General features: G+C 43.0%; 21 protein-coding genes, 2 tRNA genes and 1 pseudogene. 14 read left to right on the plus strand and 10 right to left on the minus strand.

What is annotated here, in order from left to right; translation table 11 throughout:
- Positions 1 to 81: 81 nt before the first annotated feature.
- The 3 genes from HOO90_RS04840 to HOO90_RS04850 all read left to right on the plus strand — a co-directional run bounded on the left by HOO90_RS04840 (position 82) and on the right by HOO90_RS04850 (position 2,660).
- Positions 82 to 167: transfer RNA gene (locus tag HOO90_RS04840), tRNA-Leu, on the plus strand.
- 358 nt (positions 168 to 525) lie between these two features.
- Entirely contained in the window at positions 526 to 1,503 is a 978-nt protein-coding gene (cysK, locus tag HOO90_RS04845; RefSeq protein ID WP_292840154.1) for a cysteine synthase A, read from the plus strand.
- Positions 1,504 to 1,850: 347 nt separating this feature from the next.
- A complete protein-coding gene (locus tag HOO90_RS04850) occupies positions 1,851 to 2,660 on the plus strand; it encodes a sulfite exporter TauE/SafE family protein (protein ID WP_292840157.1) in 810 nt (269 codons plus the stop codon).
- A gap of 23 nt (positions 2,661 to 2,683) precedes the next feature.
- Here the strand turns inward: HOO90_RS04850 and nhaR are convergent, their stop codons facing one another.
- The gene (gene nhaR / locus HOO90_RS04855; RefSeq protein ID WP_292840160.1) at positions 2,684 to 3,562 is read right to left on the minus strand and encodes a transcriptional activator NhaR; all 879 of its coding nucleotides are present in this window, start codon (positions 3,560 to 3,562) and stop codon (positions 2,684 to 2,686) included.
- Between the two features lie 205 nt (positions 3,563 to 3,767).
- On the opposite strand from nhaR, the gene htpX reads away from it, so the two are divergent.
- The 7 genes from htpX (at position 3,768) to HOO90_RS04890 (ending at position 12,110) form a co-directional block, all read left to right on the plus strand.
- On the plus strand, positions 3,768 to 4,646 hold the full coding sequence (htpX, locus tag HOO90_RS04860) for a protease HtpX (RefSeq protein ID WP_292840163.1): 879 nt from the start codon (positions 3,768 to 3,770) through the stop codon (positions 4,644 to 4,646).
- Positions 4,647 to 4,669: 23 nt separating this feature from the next.
- Positions 4,670 to 5,209, plus strand: a complete 540-nt coding sequence (locus HOO90_RS04865; protein ID WP_292840166.1) for a TIGR00645 family protein — start codon at positions 4,670 to 4,672, stop codon at positions 5,207 to 5,209.
- An 11-nt stretch (positions 5,210 to 5,220) separates the two neighbouring features.
- On the plus strand, positions 5,221 to 6,318 hold the full coding sequence (locus tag HOO90_RS04870; protein ID WP_292840169.1) for an AI-2E family transporter: 1,098 nt from the start codon (positions 5,221 to 5,223) through the stop codon (positions 6,316 to 6,318).
- A 39-nt stretch (positions 6,319 to 6,357) separates the two neighbouring features.
- A complete protein-coding gene (locus HOO90_RS04875) occupies positions 6,358 to 7,314 on the plus strand; it encodes a TerC family protein (protein ID WP_366928742.1) in 957 nt (318 codons plus the stop codon).
- 122 nt (positions 7,315 to 7,436) lie between these two features.
- Positions 7,437 to 9,815 carry a phosphoketolase gene (locus tag HOO90_RS04880; RefSeq protein WP_292840174.1) on the plus strand — a complete coding sequence of 793 codons (2,379 nt, stop codon included), beginning with the start codon at positions 7,437 to 7,439 and terminating at the stop codon, positions 9,813 to 9,815.
- On the plus strand, positions 9,803 to 10,906 hold the full coding sequence (locus HOO90_RS04885) for an acetate kinase (RefSeq protein ID WP_292840209.1): 1,104 nt from the start codon (positions 9,803 to 9,805) through the stop codon (positions 10,904 to 10,906). The genes HOO90_RS04880 and HOO90_RS04885 overlap by 13 nt, the downstream gene beginning before the upstream one ends.
- 316 nt (positions 10,907 to 11,222) lie before the next feature.
- Positions 11,223 to 12,110 (plus strand): universal stress protein, encoded by an 888-nt coding sequence (locus HOO90_RS04890; protein ID WP_292840177.1) that lies wholly within the window; start codon positions 11,223 to 11,225, stop codon positions 12,108 to 12,110.
- 41 nt (positions 12,111 to 12,151) lie between these two features.
- On the opposite strand, the gene HOO90_RS04895 is transcribed toward HOO90_RS04890, so the two are convergent.
- The gene (locus tag HOO90_RS04895) at positions 12,152 to 13,147 is read right to left on the minus strand and encodes a sensor domain-containing diguanylate cyclase (protein WP_292840180.1); all 996 of its coding nucleotides are present in this window, start codon (positions 13,145 to 13,147) and stop codon (positions 12,152 to 12,154) included.
- Between the two features lie 78 nt (positions 13,148 to 13,225).
- Positions 13,226 to 13,902: pseudogene (locus HOO90_RS04900) on the minus strand (peroxiredoxin).
- Between HOO90_RS04900 and HOO90_RS04905 the strand changes: the two are divergent.
- The 3 genes from HOO90_RS04905 to HOO90_RS04915 all read left to right on the plus strand — a co-directional run bounded on the left by HOO90_RS04905 (position 13,876) and on the right by HOO90_RS04915 (position 16,320).
- Positions 13,876 to 13,951: transfer RNA gene (locus HOO90_RS04905), tRNA-Arg, on the plus strand. The pseudogene HOO90_RS04900 and the gene HOO90_RS04905 sit on opposite strands and share 27 nt — an antisense overlap.
- A 176-nt stretch (positions 13,952 to 14,127) precedes the next feature.
- On the plus strand, positions 14,128 to 14,337 hold the full coding sequence (locus HOO90_RS04910) for a dodecin (protein WP_292840183.1): 210 nt from the start codon (positions 14,128 to 14,130) through the stop codon (positions 14,335 to 14,337).
- A gap of 3 nt (positions 14,338 to 14,340) precedes the next feature.
- Complete coding sequence (locus tag HOO90_RS04915; protein WP_292840186.1) at positions 14,341 to 16,320, plus strand: bifunctional (p)ppGpp synthetase/guanosine-3',5'-bis(diphosphate) 3'-pyrophosphohydrolase; 1,980 nt, start codon at positions 14,341 to 14,343, stop codon at positions 16,318 to 16,320.
- A gap of 47 nt (positions 16,321 to 16,367) precedes the next feature.
- Here HOO90_RS04915 and HOO90_RS04920 read toward each other — a convergent pair whose 3' ends face one another.
- The 4 genes from HOO90_RS04920 to HOO90_RS04935 form a co-directional block, all read right to left on the minus strand.
- Positions 16,368 to 17,168, minus strand: coding sequence for a peptidyl-prolyl cis-trans isomerase (locus HOO90_RS04920; protein ID WP_292840189.1), 801 nt, complete (start codon positions 17,166 to 17,168; stop codon positions 16,368 to 16,370).
- Between the two features lie 99 nt (positions 17,169 to 17,267).
- Positions 17,268 to 17,606, minus strand: coding sequence for an HU family DNA-binding protein (locus HOO90_RS04925; protein ID WP_292840191.1), 339 nt, complete (start codon positions 17,604 to 17,606; stop codon positions 17,268 to 17,270).
- Positions 17,607 to 17,798: 192 nt separating this feature from the next.
- Positions 17,799 to 19,715, minus strand: a complete 1,917-nt coding sequence (locus tag HOO90_RS04930; protein ID WP_292840194.1) for an ATP-binding cassette domain-containing protein — start codon at positions 19,713 to 19,715, stop codon at positions 17,799 to 17,801.
- Positions 19,716 to 19,756: 41 nt separating this feature from the next.
- A complete protein-coding gene (locus tag HOO90_RS04935) occupies positions 19,757 to 21,784 on the minus strand; it encodes a UvrD-helicase domain-containing protein (RefSeq protein WP_292840197.1) in 2,028 nt (675 codons plus the stop codon).
- A gap of 140 nt (positions 21,785 to 21,924) precedes the next feature.
- Here HOO90_RS04935 and HOO90_RS04940 point away from each other — a divergent pair, with 140 nt between their 5' ends.
- Positions 21,925 to 22,197, plus strand: coding sequence for a hypothetical protein (locus tag HOO90_RS04940; protein ID WP_292840200.1), 273 nt, complete (start codon positions 21,925 to 21,927; stop codon positions 22,195 to 22,197).
- Positions 22,198 to 22,208: 11 nt separating this feature from the next.
- On the opposite strand, the gene HOO90_RS04945 is transcribed toward HOO90_RS04940, so the two are convergent.
- From HOO90_RS04945 to HOO90_RS04955, 3 genes are all read right to left on the minus strand, one after another.
- Complete coding sequence (locus HOO90_RS04945; RefSeq protein WP_292840212.1) at positions 22,209 to 24,086, minus strand: potassium transporter Kup; 1,878 nt, start codon at positions 24,084 to 24,086, stop codon at positions 22,209 to 22,211.
- 90 nt (positions 24,087 to 24,176) lie between these two features.
- Positions 24,177 to 24,863: a winged helix-turn-helix domain-containing protein gene (locus HOO90_RS04950; RefSeq protein ID WP_292840203.1), complete on the minus strand. Its 687-nt coding sequence runs from the start codon at positions 24,861 to 24,863 to the stop codon at positions 24,177 to 24,179.
- The coding region (locus HOO90_RS04955; protein WP_292840206.1) for an ATP-binding protein at positions 24,856 to 25,626 on the minus strand (771 nt) is incomplete at its 5' end. The genes HOO90_RS04950 and HOO90_RS04955, both read right to left, overlap by 8 nt.

Below are 25,626 nucleotides of genomic sequence, written 5' to 3' on the forward strand. Positions count from 1 at the left end.
AAAAAAGCACATTTTTTACTTATAAAAATACAAAGGAAAGTGTTAGAATACGCTCCGCAATTTGATGTAGACCTACTATCCGCCCGGGTGGTGAAATTGGTAGACACAAGAGACTTAAAATCTCTCGCCTTATGGGTGTGCCGGTTCGACTCCGGCTCCGGGCACCAAATAATCAAGATAAATATTTCAATATACTTTATATATTGCGTATGCAAAATTAGTTATATGTATACAAATTAGCAACTTGCATATTTAGCATTCCGAATAAATCCACCCAGTAATGTTTAATGCGAGTTTCGTCTTCTGTTAAATAGCATCATTCTATAAGTTATTCATTTCCTTGCCTGAACATAATTGATTAGTCGCATGACTAGATTGATGGTGAACATTCCCTAATAATTTGCAGTATAAATTTTAAATTCGTTTTAATTATATTTAAATACTTACAAGTTATTTTTAGTTATAAATCTAAGCTGGTATAATGCTTTCTTTGCTTCATGCGCTCGCTAATTCAAAGGAACATTCATGACAAACTGGTATCAAGATAACGCAAATTCTATCGGCAAAACTCCATTAATTAAACTTAATCGAATCACAGATGACGCGGGCGCTATTGTGCTTGCAAAAATTGAAGGTCGAAATCCAGCCTATTCAGTTAAGTGTCGGATTGGTGCGGCGATGATTTGGGATGCCGAACAGCGTGGTTTATTGGGTAAAGGTAAAGAAATTATTGAGCCTACAAGTGGCAATACTGGTATTGCGCTTGCGTTTGTTGCGGCGGCAAGAGGTATTCCACTTACGTTAACTATGCCAGAAACTATGAGTATCGAACGCCGAAAATTGTTAGTTGCTTATGGCGCGAAATTAGTACTAACCGAAGGTGCTAAAGGCATGAGCGGAGCAATTGCCAAAGCCGAGGAAATTGCTGCTTCAGACCCAAATCGTTATGTACTTTTGCAACAGTTTAAAAATCCAGCCAATCCAGCTATTCACGAAAAAACGACTGGTCCAGAAATTTGGGAGGATACCGATGGCAGCATTGATATATTGGTTTCTGGTGTCGGTACAGGTGGCACGATTACTGGCGTTAGTCGTTATATCAAGAATACTAAAGGTAAGAAAATTATCTCTGTAGCTGTTGAGCCTGCGGCAAGCCCAGTATTGACACAGAAGCGTACAGGTCAAGAAATCAAGCCTGCGCTACATAAAATACAAGGTATTGGCGCTGGTTTTGTGCCTGAAATTCTTGATCTTTCTTTGGTTGATGATATAGAGCAAGTTAGCAATGAAGAAGCTGTTCTATACGCGCAACGCCTTGCACGTGAAGAGGGAATTCTATCCGGAATATCTTGTGGTGCGGCGGCAGCTGTGGCTGTTCGCTATGCGAAACGTCCTGAAAATGCAGGGAAAACGATTGTCGTTATTCTGCCAGATTCAGGTGAGCGCTATTTGAGTTCTATCTTGTTTGATGGCTTGTTTGATGCGCAAGGAATTGCGGTTTAATTAAGTTGTTTAAATTGGGTAGAGCTGGTATAAAAAATTAAATTACTTGAGATTCAAAATAATGTATGACTTAAAGTTAGAATCTGATGAAGTTGAGGAAAGTAATCCATTTCCGAAAATCCCGCAAAAAGTCAGCACCAATTAATTCTAGATTTATATCTGATGCCAAGCTGATATTGATTATTCTTGGCATCAAGTAGTTTGTATTGATCTCTTGAAGTCTCACCTAAAGTTTAACTTACTAATTGTGATTAAACCTGCCTAATTTAAAGCCATTTTATTTTTAAACGACTTTCTCAAATTGCCATTTTCACCTATAGTTTTACGCTAAAAATAGAAAGCATTATATGAGCGTTGAACTTGTATTCATTTTTATATTGCTAGGCGCTTTTGTCGGCGTTATGGCAGGTTTGCTGGGTATTGGTGGCGGTGGTATTCTCGTTCCAATATTGACTTCGATATTCATTTATCAAGGGGTGCCGAAAGATCACGTTGTACACCTTGCTTTGGGTACTTCAATGGCTTGTATTGCGGTGACTTCGTTTGCAAGCATGCGTGCGCACCATGCCAATGGTGTGGTTATCTGGGCGTTGGCTAAAGTAATGGCGCTTGGCATGATTGTCGGTACTTTCTCCGCGACTTTTCTGGCGGCGTATCTTAGTTCTAAGGCTTTGGCTGTATTTTTTACTATTTTTATGGCCTATGTATCCTATCAAATGTTTCGTAATGGAGTTGTGCGTCAGGTACACGTTCAGCCAAGTAATGCTGAGCTGAGGTTGGTAACGTTTGGCATTGGTGCGATCTCTGCCTTAGTTTCTATTGGCGGCGGGTCGCTAACCGTTCCTTATTTAACTTGGCGCAGTACCGATATCAAACGAGCGATTGGTACGTCTGCTGTATTAGGCTTTCCGATTGCAATAGCAGGTACTTTAGGTTATTTAATTAATGGGTTGCTCAGTGAAGCTTTAGTTGAGGCTAAATTAGCGCACACCATAGGCTATGTGTATTGGCCAGCAGCCCTGTTGGTTTCAATTCCAAGTTATTTTACTGCGCCAACAGGTGCTCGATTAACACAACGCTTACCCGTTAAAACTTTGAAGAAATTGTTTGGTGTATTGCTCATGCTGTTAAGCTTAAAGATGTTGTTTTCAATTTAGATGGCATTTTAAAGCCAGTTAACTTAGATGGCGGCTGAGTTTATTGCGATAACTGCAGGGTGACTAGAGCGGCGCTCAAGTGAAATTGCGTAAAATCGCTCAAGTATTTCGTTTGTCTGGCCAATTGAAACTACGCCATGCTGATGTATGACTTCATCGGCTATCATGCTTGGTGCAGTAAAAATGCCGATGCCGGCTTGACCAAAGGCCTTCATTAGCGCACTATCATCAAACTCCCCAACCACGCGTGGACGTAATCGCTGGGTATCAAGCCAGCGCGTGAGACGGCCCCGCATTGCTGTGTCAATATTTGGTACAAGTAGTGGCGCATGATTCAGATTGGCAGGAAAATCTTCTCCATGTCGTGCTGCAAGCGCAGGTGTAGCAAAAAAGCTTACGCCACATTCGATTAATTTGTGACTATAGCCTTTGATGCTGATGTCGGGTGGCATGGGGCGGTCTGACAAGACAATATCTAAACGATGTATTACTAAGTCAGCCAGCAAGCGCTCAAGTTTATCTTCTTTACAAATGATTTTCACAGGCTCCGCAAGTGACATGGCGGGCGCTAGCAGCTTGTAAACAATCGACTTTGACATTACGTCTGCCACACCAACACGCAACGATGTTGGCAGCTTGGTCGTGCCACCACTTAACGCTTGTTCTAATTCTGCGCCAATTTCAAAAATTTCTTCAGCGTAAGAAAGTGCCAACCTGCCAGAATCGGTTAATTCAAGGCCACGCCCGACGCGGCGAAATAATGTGGTTTTTAAAGAGTTTTCTAGTAAACCAATTTGGCCGCTAAGAGTTTGGGGTGCTAGGTCCAGTTGCTCACTAGCACGCGCAATGCTGCCAGATCGAGCAACCCGCCAGAAATAATGCAGTTGTTTGTAGTTTAGCATTTGTTAGCAATCATCCTTTTTTTACGATTAATTAATCAGTATATTACCTATTTTTATGAGGTATTGATTCTATTATGATGTGTTTTAATTAAATAAGTCTATTGCTAGGCGTGAATACCTAACTAGATTATTATTTGCATTCATTTCGGCATGAGCTAACCGAAATAATATTTTTAGGCTCGTATTTCACTTTATGGAGTTTGTAATGAAACGTATTCTTTATTTCCTCGCCACCAATATCGCCATTATGTTGGTGTTATCAGTCACCATGCGCTTATTAGGTGTAGAACCTTATTTGAATGCCAATGGCCTGGACCTTAAAAATCTGCTTGCCTTTGCCGCAATCATGGGCTTTGGCGGTTCGTTTATTTCCCTCGCGATGTCTAAATGGTCAGCCAAACGCATGTCTGGCGCAGTGGTGATTGAAGAAGCAAAAACGCCAACAGAAGTTTGGTTACTTAAAACAGTACGCGCGCAGGCCGATATGGTGGGCATTAAAATGCCTGAAGTTGCAGTATTTGATTCGCCCGAAGTGAATGCATTTGCAACGGGCATGACCAAAAACAGCTCGCTGGTTGCAGTCTCAACTGGCCTGCTCAATAAAATGAGCAAAGATGAAGCTGAAGCAGTGCTAGCGCATGAGATATCACATATTTCAAATGGTGACATGGTCACCCTTACCTTAATTCAGGGGGTGGTGAATACGTTCGTAATGTTCCTCTCGCGTGTGATTGGTTATGCCGTAGATAAAATTGTGTTCAAAACAGAAAAAGGCACAGGACCTGCATTTTTTATCACCATGTTGATTGCGCAATTTGTCTTAGGTATTTTGGCTTCCATCATCGTTATGTGGTTCTCACGTCAACGTGAATTCCGTGCAGATGCAGGTGCAGCGAAATTATCCAGCGCCAAGAAAATGATTGCAGCACTCGAGCGTCTAAAAGCGGAGCATGAACCTTCAGCATTACCTGAGCAAATGGCCGCTTCTGGCATATCAGGCGGCGGTGCAAGTGGTCTTAAAAAACTATTTACTACACACCCGAGTTTAGAAGAGCGTATTCTGGCTTTGCGTAGTACTTCATAAAAAATATAAAAATAGAGAGAAAAATGAAAATGAGGCGTATTGAGTTGTTTTTAGAACACTTTATGTTTGGAAGTCGTTGGCTATTAGTGCCGTTCTACCTTGGTTTAATTGCGGGCATTTCCTTGTTGTTGGTGAAATTTTCAAAAGCGTTTGTAACTTTAATTCCTGTGGTTTTTAATGGCGATGGCGGCGCTGCGTTACTGGGGATTCTCACCTTAGTTGACATTACCTTGGTGGCTAACTTACTGCTGATTATCATCTTTGCCGGCTATGAAAATTTTGTTTCTAAAATTGATACTGGCGATAACGAAGACCGCCCTGAGTGGATGGGTCATGTTGGATTCTCAGACTTAAAACTCAAACTAATCGGTTCTATCGTAGCGATTTCAGGTATTGAATTGCTTAAATACTTTATCAACGTAAAAGAAGTGTTAGCAGAGCCAAATGGTAATTATCAGCTTGCTTGGTTAGTCGGCATTCACTTAACACTGGTATTTTCTGGCGTGATGTTTGCACTCATGGACAGAATTGCAGCTGGCAACCACGGCGGAAAAGTTAAATAGGCTTACTGACTATGTTAAGTGCCAAACCTACATTTAGTCGTCGAATCGTGCCTTGGCTGGCATTGGGTGGCTTAGTAGCGCTGGCATTTATAGTAGTGGCGCCGTTTCTTGCACCAATCGCTTGGGCGGGCGTTTTAGCTTATGCCACCTGGCCTTTGGCAGAGCGTATTCGTTGCTGGTGTAACAATAAAGATACGCTAGCAGCTAGTTTAGCCACCACCTTATTAGCGCTCACACTATTTTTACCATTAATTTGGTTAATTTGGCTGGCACAGCAAGAGCTTGGTCATTTGTATCCTGCGCTTCAGGCATTTTTTGCTAATCCGCCACCCGTGCCAGATACATTACGCAACATCCCTTGGCTGGGCGATTGGCTGATGCATCAGCAAGCGAGTTTGATTGCTAATCCCCAAGGCGCTTCATCTGTCATTAAAGCTTGGCTTGCCGCTCACACAGCAGACTTAAGTACGTTAGCGGGCGGCTTAGGTAAAAGTTTTGCAAAAATGATATTTGTTGTTGTGATTTTATTTTTCTTCTTTCGCGATGGCACACGCATTATTCGCGAGTTACGTCACGTATTAGAACGATTTATTGGCACCCATGTTCACGACTACCTTCACGCGGCAGGCACTACAACCCGCGCCGTGGTATATGGCATATTACTCACCGCTTTAGTGCAGGGCGTAGTGGCTGCACTGGGATACTGGGTAGCTGGCTTATCATCGCCAGTGATGTTTGGCGTACTCACCATGATACTAGCGCTAATTCCATTTGGCACGCCCTTAGCATGGGGCTCAGCAGGACTAGTCTTATTGTTACAAGGTGAAACAGGCGCAGCCATTGGCGTATGGATTTGGGGCGCAGCCATTGTGAGCCAGCTCGACAATGTACTTAGGCCTTTATTCATTAGCAGCATTAGCCCGATTCCATTTCTGTTAGTGCTGTTTGGCGTGCTTGGAGGGTTGCTGGCTTTTGGCTTAGTAGGGTTATTTATCGGGCCAATTGTGCTTTCCGTTGTATGGGCAGTTTGGCGTGAATGGACCGCGCACTTGGATGAAGAGGCCAGCGACAATATGGCAGCAAAGAACGAACTAGTAACAAACGAATAAATAACGAATAAATACAGAAAGAAATACAAAATGGGTGAAATGCAAACAATTGGCACTTGGTGGATGTGGTCTGGCTTTGGCTTATTTGTTGTAGCCATGTTATCTATCGACATGTTCGCGCTAGGGCGCAAGGGCGCACATAAAGTCAGCGCTAAAGAAGCACTCGTTTGGTCACTGATTTGGTTCTCTCTCGCGCTATTGTTTGGTGGCGCACTGTGGGCGTGGCTAGATCATACTTCTGGTCGAGCGATAGCGGATGCCAAAACCATGGAATACCTCACAGGTTATTTGCTAGAAAAAACACTGGCGATGGATAATATATTCGTGTTTGTTATGCTGTTTACTTATTTTGCCGTGCCCATTGAATATCAAAAGCGCGTGCTGGTTTACGGCGTGTTAGGTGCTATTGTACTTCGAGCCTTAATGATATTACTTGGCGCATGGCTGATTGCTGAGTTCCACTGGGTGCTTTATGTATTCGGTGCATTTTTACTGATAACAGGCATCAAGATGTTTCTTTTTGCAGAACATGAACCTGACTTAACAAATAATCCTTTATTGCGTTGGCTTCGCAGTCATATACGTATCACCAATGATTACCATGGTGATAAATTCTGGATTGTCGACAAAGGCGTGCGTTGGTTTACGCCAATGTTTTTGGTATTAGTGCTGGTTGAGTTCTCGGACGTAATTTTTGCAATGGATAGCATTCCTGCAATTTATGCAATTACCGATGACCCATTCATCGTATTTACCTCGAATATTTTTGCTATTCTTGGTTTGCGTGCTTTGTACTTTTTGCTGGCAGACATGGCTGATCGTTTTCATTTACTAAAATACGGTTTGGCAGTTGTCTTGATATTTATCGGTAGCAAAATGCTAATTGTCGAGTGGTTTAAAATTCCCGTTGTGGTGTCGTTAGCCGTTGTGGTTGCTGTGCTTGGCACTAGTATATTATTAAGCCTGCTTGCCAGTAGAACAAAGTCCAGTCAGTAATGTAAATCTGAGTTTAATGCTTATGGAGGATCGTTCAAACTAGCGTATGATTGAGTTATCGCAAGAGCGCTTTGCAGCTAATTGATATCATTCACTTTAGCATTAGTAACGGAGATTGACTCATGACTACCAGGCAAGCGATTAAGCCATTATCTGCGCTAGAACTCGGTAATATTCATCAATATTGGAGCGCTTGCAATTACCTGTCTGCCGGCATGATTTATTTGCGTAGCAATCCTTTGCTAAAAGAGCCACTTAAACCTGAACACATTAAGCAACGCTTATTAGGACACTGGGGCTCCAGCCCAGGCCTGAGTTTTGCCTATGTGCACATGAATCGACTAATCAAGAAGTTTGATTTGAATGCGATATTTCTTGCAGGCCCTGGCCACGGTGCGCCAGGGGTGCTTGGCCCAACTTACCTTGAAGGTACCTACAGTGAGGTTTACCCAAATAAGGGAGAGGATGAAGAGGGCTTACGCCAGTTCTTTAAAGAGTTTTCATTTCCGGGTGGCATTGGCAGTCACTGCACGCCCGAAATGCCTGGCTCGATTCACGAAGGTGGCGAACTCGGTTACAGTATTTCGCATGCTTTTGGCGCCGCTTATGACAACCCCGATTTATTGGTAACAGTAATGGTGGGCGATGGCGAATCTGAAACTGGTCCGCTCGCAACTTCTTGGCATTCCAACAAGTTTTTAAACCCGATTCGTGATGGTGCCGTGCTGCCAATATTGCATTTGAACGGCTATAAAATTAACAATCCAACACTGCTTTCGCGCATTTCGCATGTGGAGTTAGAAAGTTTGTTTATTGGCTATGGCTGGAAGCCTTACTTTGTTGAGGGCGTTGAGCCTGAGCTGATGCATCAAACCATGGCGGCTACCCTAGAAAAATGCGTCACTGAGATTAAGCATATACAAAAAGAAGCGCGTGAAACTGGTAAGCCAATTCGGCCACAGTGGCCGATGATCGTATTGCGCAGCCCGAAAGGCTGGACAGGCCCGAAAGAAGTAGATGGACATAAAATAGAGGGTTTTTGGCGCGCACATCAAGTACCAATGAGCAACATTAAAGATAATCCGGCACATTTAAAAAAATTAGAAGCTTGGCTGCGTAGTTATCAGCCGGAAAAATTGTTTGATGAAGCAGGTAAGTTTCTGCCTGAGCTAAAAGCTCTCGCGCCAGTGGGTAATCGTCGGATGAGTGCTAATCCACATGCCAATGGCGGTTTGTTGCGCAAAGCTTTGCGTATGCCAGATTTTCAGGACCATGCACTTGCTTTAGAGTCGCCTGGAAAAATCACTTCGCCCAATACCAAGCCTTTGGGCAAGTTTTTGCGCGACATTATGCGCTTGAATATGCAGAATTTCCGTGTGTTTGGGCCAGATGAAAACAGCTCAAATAAGCTTGACGATATTTACGAAGTCAGCAAAAAAACCTGGCTGGCTGATTATTTACCAGAAGATGCCGATGGCGGTGAATTGTCGCCAGATGGGCGTGTGATGGAGATGCTTTCTGAGCACACGGTGGAAGGCTGGCTAGAAGGCTACTTGCTCACTGGTAGGCATGGCTTTTTCTCAACTTATGAATCGTTTGTACATGTCATTGATTCCATGTTCAATCAGCACGCCAAATGGCTTGCCATGTCTAAGGCGGTGCCATGGCGCGCGGCAGTTTCTTCGCTTAACTTATTAATTACGTCTACCGTCTGGCGGCAAGATCACAATGGCTTTACCCATCAGGACCCGGGTTTTCTTGATATCGTGGTGAATAAAAGCCCAGAGGTGACGCGAATCTATTTGCCACCCGATGTGAATTGTTTGCTCACAGTGGCGAATCATTGCCTGAATAGTACCGATTACATTAACGTCATTGTTTGCGACAAGCAAAAGCATTTGCAGTATCTCGACATGACGTCGGCGATTCAGCACTGCACGAAAGGCCTTGGTATTTGGGAGTGGGCCAGCAGTGATGCGGATGAAGAGCCTGATTTGGTAATGGCTTGTGCGGGCGACATTCCCACAAAAGAGGCCTTGGCTGCGACCGTATTACTGCGTGAGCATTTTCCGCAACTTAAAATTCGCTTTATCAATGTGGTGGATTTATACAAATTGACGCCAAAAAATGAGCACCCGCATGGACTTTCTGACCGCGAATTTGACAGTTTATTTACTGTAGATAAACCGATTATTTTTAATTTTCATGGCTATCCCTATTTGATTCACCGCCTTACTTATCGCCGAACAAACCATGATAATTTGCATGTGCGTGGCTATAAAGAAAAAGGCAGTATCAACACGCCGCTCGAATTGGCTATTCAAAATGAAATTGACCGTTTTAGTCTGGCAATCGATGCCATTAACCGCATTCCAAGTTTGCAAACAATCGGTGCGCATGTGCAGGAGAGACTGCGTAATAGACAGATAGAATGCCGCAATTACGCCTATGAATACGGTGTAGATTTACCCGAGGAAGATAATTGGACATGGCCGGGTTAGCGAATGCTAAAAGTAACAAGCCGATAAGCTTACTGACCATTAACAGCGGATCCTCCAGCCTGAAAGCCAGTTTATTCTTGACGACGGGCGAACGAATAAACTTTCGTTACGAACATATCGGGCAGGACCATTTTCAAAATCACGCGATAGCATTTAACGCTTTGTTGTTCGATTTAGGCAAGGCCAAGCCGGATGCAATTGGCCATCGATTTGTACACGGTGGCGAGGCGACGGATGCTGTGCGATTGATTGATGCCGCTGAACGAGCACGACTGGAAAGTCTTACGCCACTGGCGCCATTGCACATGCCTAGTAATTTACTAGGGGTTGATTTATGTGCCAAGCAATTTGGTGGTCGGCAGTTTGCCTGTTTTGACACTGCGTTTCATTCCACCTTACCAGAACTTGCTTACCGCTTGCCGATTCCGCAAGCGCTAAAACTTCGTCGATATGGTTTTCATGGCATCAACTATGCACATGTTGCTCGCCAACTGCCTTTGTTATTGGGTAGCGTTGCACAGGGGCGAGTTGTTGTGGCTCATCTTGGTAATGGGGCGAGTCTTTGTCTGCTAGAAAAGCTATGCTCGGTTGACACCAGCATGGGGTTTACGCCCGCGGGTGGTATACCAATGGCCACGCGCAGTGGTGATTTAGATCCAGGCGTGATACTGACGCTTGCAAAACGCTACGACAATGCCGAATTATCAAATCTAATCTATCAGCAAATGGGTTTGTTAGCGTTGTCCGATGGCGAAAGTAGCGATATGGCTGCCTTGGTGAATAGTAAGAGCAAAGCGGCAAAATTTGCTGTGGATTTTTTTGCGCAGCAGATACGCGCTTGCATTGGGGCGTATGCGGCAAAGTCTGGCGGCATCGATGCGCTGGTGTTTACTGGTGGCATCGGTGAGCATTGCGCGCAAGTGCGTGCTTTGGTTTGCGAACCCTTAGGGTTTCTTGGCTTTAATTTAAATGAAGTAGCGAATCGGTCAAACTTAGCTAAATTAAACAATCAAGTATCCAAGCCAATTTTAATTGTTCCAGCCGATGAAGAAGCTGAAATTGCACAGTTGGTGCGCGATCTCATTCAGTAATCCATCTGAGCTATGTGTTAGTCGGCGTAGTAACGCCTAAATTCAAACAGAACAACAAGCTAAATGGGTATGCCCTGCGAGGCGCATGGATATTGGCTTGTAGGGCAGGTGTTTTATGTCATTTTAAATGCAATTATAGGTGTGTATTTTCTCTTTTTAGCCTGAACGAAATGTGAATTCAGACGGCCTTATCTGGTGTAATATTTAATTTTGAATTAGAACTTTGAAATAAAACGTTGCACCTAGTCCTATTTTGATTCGCTTAGCCTGACCTAGATTATCTGTTGATTATTTAGTGTTATTAAAGGAGAACGGCATGAAACCAATCACGCATGTAGTCGCGGGTACGGATTTTTCTGCGGAGGCTGAGGTTACGCTACAACGCGCCGCATTTATTTGCCAGCAACTGGGTGCCGAGTTACATATTATGCATGTGGTGCATCCCTTGGAACTCTATGTCGGCTCAGAACTCTCGTTCAGTTTTCAAACGCATTATCAGCAGGCACAGCAGGAGCTGATTAAAACCCAGCTAGAAAAAGTAGTTTCAAACTTACACGAACAATTTCAAATTATGATTCATGAAGAAACGCGAATTGGGCGTGCGCATACTGAAATTAATAAATATGCGCTTGCCGTATCGGCAGGCTTAATTGTTACTGGTGCACAGGGCGAACATTATTTGTTTGAAAAATTATTGGGCTCAACTACATCGCGCTTGCTACGCATCTCAGAATGCCCAATATTGATTGTTAAAAATAAACAGGCAAAAGTTAATGCTTATCAACAGGTAATTGCGGCGGTAAATTTTTCTTTAGGCGCTGCAAAAGTCGCGAAACTCGCGCATGTTATGGCGCCGGAAGCACATATTGAAGCCTTGCTGATTTTTGATACCAACCAGGAAGCCCATATGTACAAGGCGGGCATGAATGAAACTTTGCTGGATAAATACCGCAAACAGGCGATGATTGATGCGGATGCCAGACTGGAAGCAATTGTTACTGAGTCTGCCCTCGGCGAACGCGCCTCCAGAAAAATTTTGGCTGGATATCCGCCCGAAGCGATCTGTCAGCGTGCCAAAGCAAAAGACGCTGATTTGATTGCAATTGGCAAACATGAAAAAAGTAATATCGAAGACTTTTTGCTGGGCAGCGTGAGTAAAGGCGTGGCCTATGCGGCGGAGTGTGATGTGCTAATCAGCAATTAAAAGTAGCAGGCTTGTTATGGTTGGCCAAAGCTAACAAATGCTTAGTGAAGCATGGCTTCTTCAAAAAACTTGGCTTGGTTTTTACCGCTCTTTTTGGCTTGATACATGGCCATGTCGGCATTAATGACTAATAATTTTTCATCTTTGCCGTGTTGCGGGTAAATGGCAATGCCGATACTGCAAGTCACGTGTAGATGCGTTTTCGCTACTTTAATTGGCTGTGCAACCGATTCAATAATTTTATGCGCAACGGCAATCACATCTTCTTCATGGTCGATAATCGGCAACAAAATCACAAATTCATCGCCGCCCATGCGTGCGACGGTATCTGACTCACGTACACAAGAAACTAATTGGCGAGAAACCTTTTTTAAAACAATGTCACCTGTTTCGTGCCCGTACAAGTCATTGATTTCTTTAAATAAATCCAAGTCAATAAACATAACCGCCAGCATTTTCTTTTCGCGCTTGGCATAAGATAAAGCTAATTTCAGCCTGTCGTTAAACAGTGTGCGGTTCGGCACATTGGAGAGTGCATCAAAGTGGGCAAGATTTTCTAGTCGCGTTTCTAATGCTTTGCGTGCGGTGATGTCGGTATGGGTGCCCACCATGCGTATTGGTTTTCCGTGTTTATCGCGTTTAACAATCATGCCCCGCGAAAGTACCCATTTGATACTTTTGTCTTTACAGATTACGCGGTGTTCATGCATATATTTTTCAGCTTTACCTGATAAATAATCATTCACCGCTTTGTTCATAGAAGCCGCATCATCTGGGTGTATACGGTTATTCCATTCTTTAATACTGGTATTAATATCAACGTCATTGAAGCCAAACATTTCTTTGTATTGTGTAGAAAAATTAGCAATGTCGTTACCAATGTCCCAGTCCCAAACACCATCTCCCGCGCCTTCAAGCGCAAACTTCCAAAGTTCTTCGCTCTTTTTCAATTTAACATAGTAAATACCAACCGCTACCAGCGGTATCAGTATGATTAGCAATGCAACATTTAGCGGTATCGATTGGGTGTAATCCATTGTTTGAGAGATGATTTATTTTTAGTTATTTAAATACTATATCGATGATTAAGTCGATGAATTGAAGTGTTCTTATACTTATTTATTTCCCTGAATAAGTTTTATGTCGTCAATAATTTGTTGCGAGTGACTAGAAGTATCTACACTTTTATAGATTTTAGCAACTTTACTCGCGGGGCTAATTAAAAAAGTATAGCGCTTGCTCACCTTTACGAAGTAGAAATCAGTCAGTGCGTTGTAACTGCGTGCAACTTTTCCATCATAATCAGACAAAAGCGGGAAGGATAATTTGTTTTTTTGGCAAAGCTAGCATGCGATTCATTGTCATCTACACTAACGCCCAGCACGGTTGCGCCGATTTTTTCAAATTGTGAGATATTGTCTCTAAAGTTGCAGGCCTCTTTGGTGCAGATAGGGGTGTTATCTTTAGGGTAAAAATACAGCACGAGATATTTACCAGCGTAATCTGATAAGTAATGTGTTTTACCTTGTGCATCATTCAGGCTGAAACTAGGGGCATCATCCCCAATTCTTAGTTGGCTGGAGGGTGACGAATAGTTACGGTAGCCTAAAAAAGCCAGTAGTAAAACCGAAATATAGAAGAATAGTTTAAGAGTCATAAATTTGCTGTAAACAGGATAGCCGTTTGGCATGAAATAAATAGAAGTTATGGTAACACTAATACGAGATGCATTGAAATGTGAGAAAATAGCCAACCATTCAAAAATGCCCCCGTAGCTCAGTGGATAGAGCATCCCCCTCCTAAGGGGAGGGTCACACGTTCGATTCGTGTCGGGGGTACCACCTTGTATAAAGCTTAGCACTTGTTTCACGTAGCTTTAATTCAGTTTATACACCTTAAAAACTATCACTTAGGCATTAAATTTAATTAGTAATATCTCACTAATTAACTGCTTATTATAATAATATCCATTCATCGTAATGATTTCATTACAATTTTTTTATTAAAGGAGAATGACATGTCTGCACATACTTATAAACTCATTGAACTCGTTGGAACATCTACCGTTGGCACGGATGATGCCATTCGCAACGCCATTGCCAAGGCGGCTTTAACAGTTAAACATTTGGATTGGTTTGAAGTACTTGAGTCAAGAGGGCATATCGTGAATGGTCAAATTGCGCATTTTCAGGTCACCATCAAAGTGGGATTTAGAATTGAAGACTAAATAATGATTCATGGCTCCAGTTCATTGCAAATCCCTGCGTTAGCTGATGGTGATACGCAGGCCTGGGTAGATTCGCTAACCAAACATTTTTCAGCACCTGACGTCGAGTTAATTCGCCAGGCGTGTGAGCTTGCGGCGCTGGCCTATGCTCCGCAATCGGAATCTACAGGAGCACCTTTGTTACAACATGCAACAAGTACCGCGGCCATCTTGCTTAGCTTGAATATGGATGCTGAGACGATTGCAGCCGCGATTTTGTATGCAACACCTCAGTATATTGATAATTGGCAAGAGTCTTTAAAAGCACGTTTTGGCAATAATATTGCCAGCTTGGTCGCAGGTATTTTGCGAATAGAGCAAGTGCAAGCTTTTGGGGAGTTTGAAAAACTACACTTGCAAGAGAAGGAAAGTGGCAATCAAGGCCAGCATATTGAAAGCCTGCGAAAAATGTTGTTAGCCATGGTGCAAGATATTCGTGTGGTACTTATTAAGTTGGCAGAGCGTACTCAAACGCTCCGTAATTTAGCTAGTGCCAGTACGGAACTACAAAAGCAGGTAGCGCATGGTATTCAGGGCATCTTTGCGCCACTCGCAAATCGCCTAGGGGTTTGGCAACTCAAGTGGGAGATGGAAGATTTATCATTACGCTATTTAGAACCTCAGCTATATAAAGAGGTGGCCAAATTATTGGACGCACGCCGTATCGACCGTGAGCAATATATTTCCCAAGTTGAAGTCATACTTAAACAGAAGTTATCACAGGCAAACATTCAGGCTGAGGTTTCAGGCCGTCCCAAGCATATCTACAGCATTATCAACAAAATGCGCCGTAAGCAACTCGATTTTGAGCAGCTATATGATGTGCGTGCAGTTCGGATTTTGGTGAATGATGTTAAGGATTGTTATGAGGTGCTCAGTTTGGTGCAAACACTGTGGCAGCCTATCTCAGGAGAGTTTGATGATTATATAGCGCGACCTAAAAGTAACAATTATCGCTCATTGCATACTGCCGTAACTGGCCCTGAAGGCTTGGCGCTGGAGGTGCAAATTCGCACTTTTGAAATGCATGAGTACTCTGAACTCGGTGTGGCTGCTCACTGGCGCTATAAAGAAGGTGGAAAATCGGATGTCGTCCTCGATGAGAAAATCGCTTGGTTACGCCAAATATTATCATGGAAAGAAGCCCCTACCGATAACGGTGATTTGCTCGAACAATTTAAGGCTGAATTGTTCCAAGATCATGTGTATGTATTTACACCGCAGGGGCAGGTGATTGATTTGCCAAAGGATGCTACGCCCATAGATTATGCCTACACACTACACACGGATCTAGGTCACAGGACGCGTGGAGCTAAGGTTGATGGCCACATTGTGCCGCTTAATTACAAGCTACAGAATGCGCAGCGTATTGAAATATTAACCAATAAACTTGGTGTACCTAGTCGTGATTGGCTTAGCCCAACTCTTGGCTATTTAAAAAGTGCAAGTGCACGCGCAAAGGTAAGGCACTGGTTTAAGCATCAAAATGCTCAAGAAAACATTGCGCTTGGCCGGACAAAGCTAGACCGAGAATTGCATCGAGCGAGTGCGGGCGCAGTGAATCAAGAAAAAATTGCCCACCAATTGCACTTTAATAAGCTGGACGATTTTTTAAACGCCATTGGCCGTGGCGATGTGAGCGAGTACCAAATTGCTAGTGCTGTCCATGCGTTAATTCAGCCAAAACCTTTAGAAAAGCTCAATCAACTTGCTAGCAGAAATACAAACACAAACAACTTGTTAACGGAAGTGATTGTGGCTGGTATAGGTAACTTGCAAACCAATATGGCAAGATGCTGCATGCCAGTTTCGCCTGATGCGATAATTGGCTATGTGACTTGCGACCGGGGGGTTACTATACATCGTCAGGCTTGTACTTTTATTAGAAGGCTACCAGTCGAACGTCAGGACCGCCTGCTAAATGCACAGTGGAAAGCCAGCTAAGTTAAAGATTTGCCGAGCTGGACTCGCTAATACAAAGTTGCTTGTGCTTATTTTTCAGCTTTGACTGCGGAGTTGTTCACAATTTTCGCTTTCGCTTTTAAGCTGTTCACTAACTGATCTAACTGCTGTCTCAGTAAAAAGTTATGTATTTCATCTTTGGCTGCTTCAAAGGTCGGCGCTTGTGCGGTGCGCGTGTCTTCAAGTTTAATGACATGCCAGCCAAATTCTGTTTGAATCGCGCTCGTGGTATAAGCGCCTTTATTTAATTTGGCCACGGCATCGCTAAATGGCTTGACCATTGTATTGGGTTGAAACCAACCTAAATCCCCGCCGCTTTCTTTGGACCCTGCATCCAGCGTTTTGTCTTTTGCAAGGCTGATAAAGTCAGTGCCCTTAGCTAACTGTTTAATAATCTCATTCGCCTCATTTTCAGTTTTTACCAGAATGTGACGTGCTTTGTAGTCCGTGCCTTTAAATAAGGATTTTTGTTGTTCATATTCCGCTTTTAGTGCCTGATCAGTAATCGGATTTTTCTTGATGTAATCTGATATAAAAGCATTCACGCGAAGCTCATGTAAGGTTAACTCTTCTTTTGCCAAAAAATCAGGCTTCTTATCCACTCCAGCTTTTTGAGCCTCTTGATCAAGCACTTCATTGGTAATTAACTTATCAATTATGCTGACTCGTGTATTTTCATCGATGGTTTTACCTGCTGCCGTTGCATCTTTGATAATGAAATCGACAAGAGACTGCTTAATCGGTTTGCCGTTCACGGTAGCAATGTCAGCAGCCTGAACATTAATGCTTAAGCAGGTTAATAATAGTGAGGTGATATAAGTTTTTTTCATGTTGAATCAATTCATATTTAAATGAGCATGAGTATGCTTTGGTCGTTTGGAGAGTGCAAAATTAGGCTAAATGTTAATTGGCGTTCTTGCCAATAGCTGTTAATTAACCGCAATTTTTAATGTTTTGCCCGCACTAAAGCTAGGTGCTTTGCGTGCTGCAATCTTGATTTCCTGACCTGTACGTGGATTGCGCGCAGTTCGTGCGGCACGATGCGTTAATTTAAATGTACCAAAACCAACAAGTGTCACGGCTTCGCCTTTTTTAAGTGCATTTGTGATGGTCGCTGTGGTGGCATCAACCGCTCTGGTTGCGGTGGCTTTTGTGAGCCCAGTGCTTGCTACAATTGCGTTGACTAATTCAGATTTATTCATTTTGTCTCCCAATTCAATTGACAAAAAATACCATTTATTTATCTGTTGTCCAATTGAGTGGAGCATAACTTACAGATAAATGCGAGTGGTCTTTCTTTTGAAAAATAACGCCTCCAAAGTGGAGGCAATGAGTCAAACTATAGCAAGCTATTTAAATGAATTTAAAGAATATAATGTTATATTCTTATACTTTTTTTGAATGTATTGTTGAAGTGCTTTTGTAAAATCAAAAATTTATGCATTGCTAACTTTCAGCTTTTAAACTTTGCCTTTTTTGGCATCTAATTCTTCCCATTTTGCCAGCAGACTTTCAAGCTGACGTTCAATTTCGATGATTCTCGTTTGTAAATTCTTAACAAGATTTGGCCGGCTTTTATAGAGCTCGCCATCAGTTAGTTGAATATTAATATTGGCTTGTTCTACCTCTAATTGCTCAATCTTAGCTGGAATTTCAGCCAATTCTTTTTCTTCTTTAAAACTGAGTTTAGTGACGGGTTTTGTTGGCGCAGCGTTACTGGATTTTGCGTTAGATTTGGTAGTTTGTACTTGTTGAGATTTTTTATCTTCTAAACGCTGTTGTGTAAAACGTTGCCAGTCGTCATAGCCGCCACCAAACTCGGTGAGAACACCATTGCCTTCAAACGCTATCACTTGGGTGACCGTGTTTTCTAAAAAGGCCCGATCGTGGCTAACTAAGAACAGTGTGCCAGTAAACTCTTGTAACAAGCTCTCCAGTAATTCTAGCGTGTCAATGTCTAAGTCATTGGTTGGCTCATCCAGCACTAACACATTGGCAGGACGGGCAAAAAGTCTCGCTAATAACAAGCGATTACGCTCGCCGCCAGAGAGCGATTTAACGGGGGAGCGAGAGCGCTGGGGCGGGAATAAGAAATCTTCTAAATAGCTAATGACATGTTTGCGTTCATTGCCGATTTCTACAAAGTCAGAACCTGGGCTGATGGTGTCAGCCAGTGTGGCTTCTTCATCAAGTTGTTCACGCATTTGGTCAAAGTAAGCCACATTGATTTTTGTGCCGCGTTCTACCTTGCCGCTGTCAGCTTCAATATCACCTAGTATGAGTTTGAGTAAAGTTGTTTTGCCAATACCATTTGGGCCCAGTAGACCGATTTTATCACCACGTAAAATACGCGTGCTGAAGTTCTTAATCAGCACTCTGTCGCCATAGGCTTTGGTAACGTTTTCAAGCTCTGCAACAAGCTTGCCGCTACGTTCGCCAGCATCTACATTCAGCTTAACATTGCCTTGGCGTTCGCGACGTGCTGCACGTTCTAAGCGCAACGCTTCGAGTCTGCGCACACGGCCTTCGTTACGTGTTCGACGCGCTTTAATGCCTTGCCTTATCCAAACTTCTTCTTGCGCCAAAATCTTATCAAACTTAGCTGCATGCGTTTCTTCAACTACAATTAACTCTTCTTTTTTAATTTGGTAGTCGGCAAAATTACCTACAAAGTCTGTAAGAATTCCGCGGTCTAATTCGGTAATACGCGTCGCAAGTCTATTCAAAAAACGGCGGTCATGGGTAATGAAAAGCACACAGCCGTTAAAGCTTAATAACAGTTCTTCTAGCCATTCAATCGCTTCTAAATCCAGATGGTTGGTCGGTTCGTCAAGCAATAGCACCTCAGGTTCAGCTACTAGCGCACGGCCAAGTGCAACGCGTTTACGCCAGCCGCCAGATAGCGTAGATACAAGTGCATCGGCCTCTAAGTTTAAGCGGCTCAACACGGTTTCAACGCGTGATTGCGCTGCCCAGCCATTTTGAGCATCCAGATCGTGTTGCAAATGCTGCATTTTGTTCATTAAGGCTTCAATATCAGCATCTGGCATGCCCATGTCATGGGTGACTTGGTGATAATCTATAATGGTTTGTTGTAAGCCGCCTAAACCTTCAGCAACAGCTTCAAATACACTGTGCGTTTGGTCTAACTCAGGCTCTTGTGGCACATAGACTACGCGGGCGCTCGGGGCACGCCAAACAGTACCTTCATCTAATTTAATTGTGCCTGCAATAGCTTTTAATAGGCTAGATTTACCCGCGCCATTTCGCCCAATTAAGCCTACTCGCTCACCTGCATCCAGTTGAAATGCCGCATGGTCGAGCAGAGCATGGTGGCCAAAGGCTAAGCTGGCATTATCTAAAGTGATATAAGGCATGAAAAATTAACTTTCTATGAATAGAGATTACTTACTTAGTTTTATTTACCGAGCATGGCTTTAATATTAGCCATCTTAGACTTACCAAACTCTTTGCTCACAATGGGGTCATTAAATGGATTTCCAAAATGGCGCACATCGTCTTTTGGAAGTTCAGCAATAAAGCGGCTTGGCTCGCACATTTGAATTTCACCCGCGCGTTTACGTTTTTTGCACCATGAGATATTCAGTGATTTTTGCGCGCGGGTAATGCCAACGTACATCAAACGGCGCTCTTCTTCAATTTTAGTCGGGTCTGCCACGCCTAAGTCTATACTTTCTCGGTGCGGTAATATGCCTTCTTCCACACCAATTAAAAATACATGGCCAAATTCCAAGCCTTTTGCAGCGTGCAGGGTCGAGAGTTTAACCGCGTCAGGCTCGCCATCTTCACGGCCTTCCAGCATGCTCATTAATGAAACCATTTGCGTGAGTTCGAGTAAGTTTTTGCCATCCGTTTCGTTGCCAAACTCTGTACTTGCTTCACCTTTTTTTGTTAGCCAGCCAATAAAATCCATGACATTGGCCCATTTGCTTTCCGCCGCGCGCGGCTCTTCGCTGTCGTACAAAAAAGCTTCATACTGAATTGAGGTGAGCAAGTCGTTAAGTACTTCGCCAGCAGGGTCGTGCACAGCACGTTCTTGAATTTTTTGAATATAAGTGCAAAAGTTAAGTAAATCATCAAGTTGTTTATGACCAACTTCGCTTTGAAAGTCACCCTCAAATGCCGCGGCAAACAATGAGATTTTGTGTGCACTGGCGTATTCGCCTAAGCGCTCAAGCGTTGTGTTGCCAATGCCTTTTTTCGGCGTAGTCGCGGCGCGAATAAACGCTGGGTCATCGTCTTCATTGGCGACTAAACGCAAATAGCTGACCAAATCTTTAATTTCCGCTTTATCAAAAAAAGACTGTCCGCCAGAAACGGTATAGGGAATTTTATGGTTGCGTAGTTGTTGCTCAAAAATACGTGCTTGGTGGTTACCGCGATAAAGAATGGCGTAATCCATAAACTTGGTACGGTTCTCAAATTTATGCGCTTGCAGTTTCATAATTACGGATTCCGCTTCCGCTTCTTCGCTCATGGCAGCGGAAACTTGTATCAAATCACCTGTACCTAACTCGCTCCATAGTTTCTTTTCAAACAGCTTTGGGTTGTTCGCAATCACTGCATTTGCGCCACGTAAGATGCGTATGGTAGAGCGATAGTTTTGCTCTAACTTGATGACTTTTAATTTGCAAAAGTCTTCTGTTAATTGACGTAAGTTTTCTACGTCTGCACCGCGCCAGCCATAAATTGCTTGGTCATCGTCGCCCACTGCGGTGAATTGCCCACGCAAGCCTGTGAGCATTTTCACTAATTTATACTGGCAGGCGTTGGTGTCTTGGTATTCATCAATTAATAAATATTGCAACTTGCGCTGCCATTTATTGAGTGCGGTTTCATGCTGTTCAAATAATTCAACGGGGAGCTTAATCAAGTCATCAAAATCAACCGCCTGATAGGCTTTCAGGGTTTGTTGGTAGAGTTGGTAAACCTTAGCGGCTGTATGCGTAAGCTCTTCTGCTGCTGTCGCTTTGGCTTGATCTGGATTGATAAAGCCGTTTTTCCAGTTAGAGATTTGCCATTGCGTTTTACGTAACAATTGCTTGTCTGTAGTGGCTAGAATGTCCGCTAAAATTTTAAAACTGTCAGACGAATCCAGAATCGAAAATTGTGGTTTGTAGCCCAGTAACGCAGCTTCGGCACGTAACATTTGCAAGCCAAGCGAGTGAAAGGTTGCAATGGTTAAACCTTTAATACTTTTGCCTTGCATCAACTTGCTTACACGCTCCTGCATTTCACGCGCCGCTTTATTGGTAAAGGTAATGGCGGCGATTTCTTTGGGAGAATAACCCGCCTCCTCTATCAAATAGCCAATTTTTTGGGTGATAACACGTGTTTTGCCACTACCAGCACCAGCCAGCACCAGTAAAGGACCATCGAGATATTTAATTGCCTCGCGTTGCGGCGAGTTGAGTGTGTTGACCATGCGTTACTTTTTTCGAATTTCAGCTTAAAACTTAAGCGTGAGATTTTAACGTTTAAGGGCTGAACAAGCTATCTATTAAATGATTAAAGCATGCCATAATCATCGACTTAAAATTTGAATTGAAAAATTAAAGGAATCGCATGCGTTCGAGTGCAAGATCCACCAAAGCCAGTGCCGCGATAGACCGGCTAAAAAAACGCAGTGGTAACGAAAACTATTCTATGTCTATGAGTAGTGGTGCTATGTTTAGCTTACTGTTAGCCACTGGTGGTGGAGAGTCGGAACGTTTATGCGAACCGATGATGATGGAAGAGTTTGTGACGTTTGTGAACGCTTATGGTCCACAAACGCCTAAAAGAGTGAGTAAATTAGATATTGAGTTTAGTAAGCAATTAACTAAAAAGAGCGAATAAACTTGGTAAGTCTAGATATGCACTCTTGTTCCTAATTCAATCACACTATTGCTTGGAATATTAAAATAGCTCACCACGCTACCCGCATTGCGCGACATGAGTGCAAATAAATCATCTCGCCACTTAGCCATTTTTCCGCCATGACCTGAAATAATGGTTTCTCTACTGACAAAGTATGAAGTAGAGAAGGGGTCAATTTTCACATTTTCAATTTTACAATCTTCTAGTGCTTTAGGGATATGCGGTGTTTCCATAAAGCCATAATGTAACTTAACTTTCCAGAAACCTGCGCCAATTTCTTGCATCGTAATGCGTTGCTCCTTTTCAATAATAGGTATATCTGCAAAAGCCACTGTTAGGATTAAATTGGTTTTATGTAACACTTGGTTATGTTTTAAATTGTGCATTAATGCTTGCGGTACTGTATCAGCATTCGCACATAAAAAAACGGCGGTACGTTCAATTCTGGCTTTTCTTTCATGCATGACCATGCTGACAAAGTCCTCTAGTTTCGGGTCATTGTCATGAATATGCTGCAATAAAATTTCACGGCCTTGTTTCCACGTCCACATGATAATTACCAAACTAATGCCTAATGCGATTGGAAACCATCCACCTTTGAAAAACTTAACAGAACATGAGGCTAGCAACATTGTATCCAATAAAACAAATACACTGGTTGCTCCTAAGGCTAACCATAATGGGTATTGCCAGCTATGGCGTAATACAAAAAAGGTCAGAATAGTGGTGATGAGCATCGTTCCGGTGACGGCAATGCCGTAAGCGGCGGCAATGGCAGATGAGTTTTGAAAAGCGATGGTGGTGGTAAGTACTGCCGCTAATAATAGCCAGTTGATGGCAGGAATGTAAATTTGCCCAGACTCGCTCGCTGAGGTGTGTCGAATTTGCATCCTAGGCAAAAAGCCAAGTTGGATTGCTTGCTGTGTAATTGAATATGCACCCGAAATTGTGGCTTGTGAGGCGATAATGGTGGCTAATGTGGCGAGTATCACTGCGGGAATGAGTAGTTCCTGTGGAAACGATAGGTAAAATGGGTTGGTTACAGCTTCTGGCATGGTGAGTAATAAAGCACCTTGGCCTAAGTAATTGAGTGCTAATCCAGGTAATACTATGCACGACCATGCGATACGAATGGCAGGTTTACCAAAGTGCCCCATGTCTGCATACAGTGCTTCAGCACCAGTAATGGCTAGCACGACTGCACCGACTGCCAAAAACACTCCAGCACCACGATCTACTAAAAAGTTAAACGCATGAAGTGGATTAAGCGCTTGTAATATTGAAGGATTATCTAATACATGCGTCAAGCCAATTGCGCCAAGTGTGACAAACCATACGATAACAATTGGCCCAAATAGCTTGCCCACAGTAGCCGTGCCAAACTGTTGAAATGCAAATAGGGCTATCAAAATAGCAATTGACATTGGCAATATAAGTGGTTTAAAGCTTGGTGCGATAAGTTCAAGACCTTCAGTGGCAGAAAGCACTGAAATAGCAGGAGTTAATATACTATCGCCGTAAAATAACGCTGCACCAAATACACCTAAAGCGAGTAATATTTTTTTGCGCTTAGGTGCGTTACTTGCTGTGGAAACTGCCAATGCGAGCAGGGCCATGACACCACCTTCACCACGATTGTCGGCTCGTAATACCAAAATGACATATTTAAGTGTAACGACCATCATTAATAGCCAAAAGATGGCAGAAATTGCACCAATAATGTTGGCTTGTGTCAGAGCAATGCCCGTGGCAGAGCCAAATATTTCTTTTACCGTATAAAGTGGACTGGTGCCAATGTCGCCATACACTACGCCAATAGCGCCTAAGGTGAGTGCGGCAACACTTTTTGGTTGCGTATTTGTGTTCATCATTTGTTTTAAGTGCCTCGTTAAATTTTGACAAGGCCATTAAAACAGGGTTGATGTATCAATCACATAAACAAAATTGATATTTAAAGCTTAAGTAGCGCTAAGCCTGTAACCTATGCCAGCTTCGGTCAAAATATAGCGTGGCGCAGCAGGATTTTTTTCTAGACGGGCACGTAATCTACCCATATGGATGCGTAAGTAATGCGTGTCATTGACATATTCAGCGCTCCAAACCTCAGTCAGTAGTTGGCGGTGGGTGAATACCTTACCTGGCTTTGTGGCTAGAAGAAATAGTAATTTAAACTCAATTGGAGTTAAATGCACGGGCTGTTGATTCAATAACACGGTGGAATCAATTGTATTTATTTCTAAGCCATCTACAATATAAATGTCATCTCGCAATGACATCATCGCCGTGCGCTTCAGCGCAACTTTGACTCGGGCGAGCAATTCATTAACGCCAAAAGGTTTGGCTAAATAATCGTCTGCACCATCGTTAAAGCAATCAACTTTCTCTTGCTCAGATTGGCGAGCAGATAGCACCAATATTGGAATGTCCGAGTTTAATCGCACGTATGAAATTACTTCTCGTCCATCGCCATCGGGCAGATTCAAGTCTAGAATTAGCAATGCAGGTTTGTTGGTATCAAATAAGCGCTTTCCATCCATAATTGAGTGCGCACAAAGTGTGTGGTAGCCATTTGCTTTTAGGCTAGATTTCAGAAACTGACTAATCTGCAAATCATCTTCTATGATGAGAATATGATGGTTAAGCATCAATCACTCCTGATTCTTGTGAAATGAAACTTAAGCCCGCGCAGACGCCACCGCCTTCTCTATTTTGAATCGTAAAGTTTGCACCATGCGATTTTGCAATGGCCTGCACAATTGAAAGCCCTAAGCCAAACCCCTTAGTTTTGCTAGTTGTGAATTTTTTAATATCCCTTATGTTTATGTTTGGAGAAAAGCCTTTTCCGCGGTCTTTTACGTAGATGTTCACGAACTTGTCAGTTTTGTTGACTTCAATCTGAATCGGTTCATTGCTCCCATGCGCTAGGCCTTCGTGTGCTTGTTTGGCGTTATCTACCAAATTAACTAGTGCTTGCACTATTAGATTCGCATTGCCTTTAATTAACAGTTCTGGTTCAGCAATTTTAACTTCTATATTGAGCAATTCCCCACGATTTTTATACAATTCGCTGACAATGCCAATCAGTTCTTCCGGCGATTGCCAGTCCATAGGAATAGGCGCGGCCGAATGTGATTCTAGGCGAATAAGCGAAAGAATGTTCTCGGTGGTGTTCGCCAAATAACGTGTTTGTGAAGTAATCAAAGCGGTCAATTGAGCCGTTTGTTCTGCATTCAAATTAGCTTGTTGCAAAGTGGTTGCCGCACCTAATATTGATGTGAGCGGTGTACGCATATCGTGAGAGATTGACGCCAACAGTGCATTCTGCATTGCCTCTTCTTGCGAGGCTAGTTCGGCAAGCAGGGCTTTTTCACTATTGATGAGTCGTTGATACGCTTGCGAAATTTGATC

This window comes from Methylotenera sp., from assembly GCF_013141425.1.
GTDB lineage: Bacteria > Pseudomonadota > Gammaproteobacteria > Burkholderiales > Methylophilaceae > Methylotenera.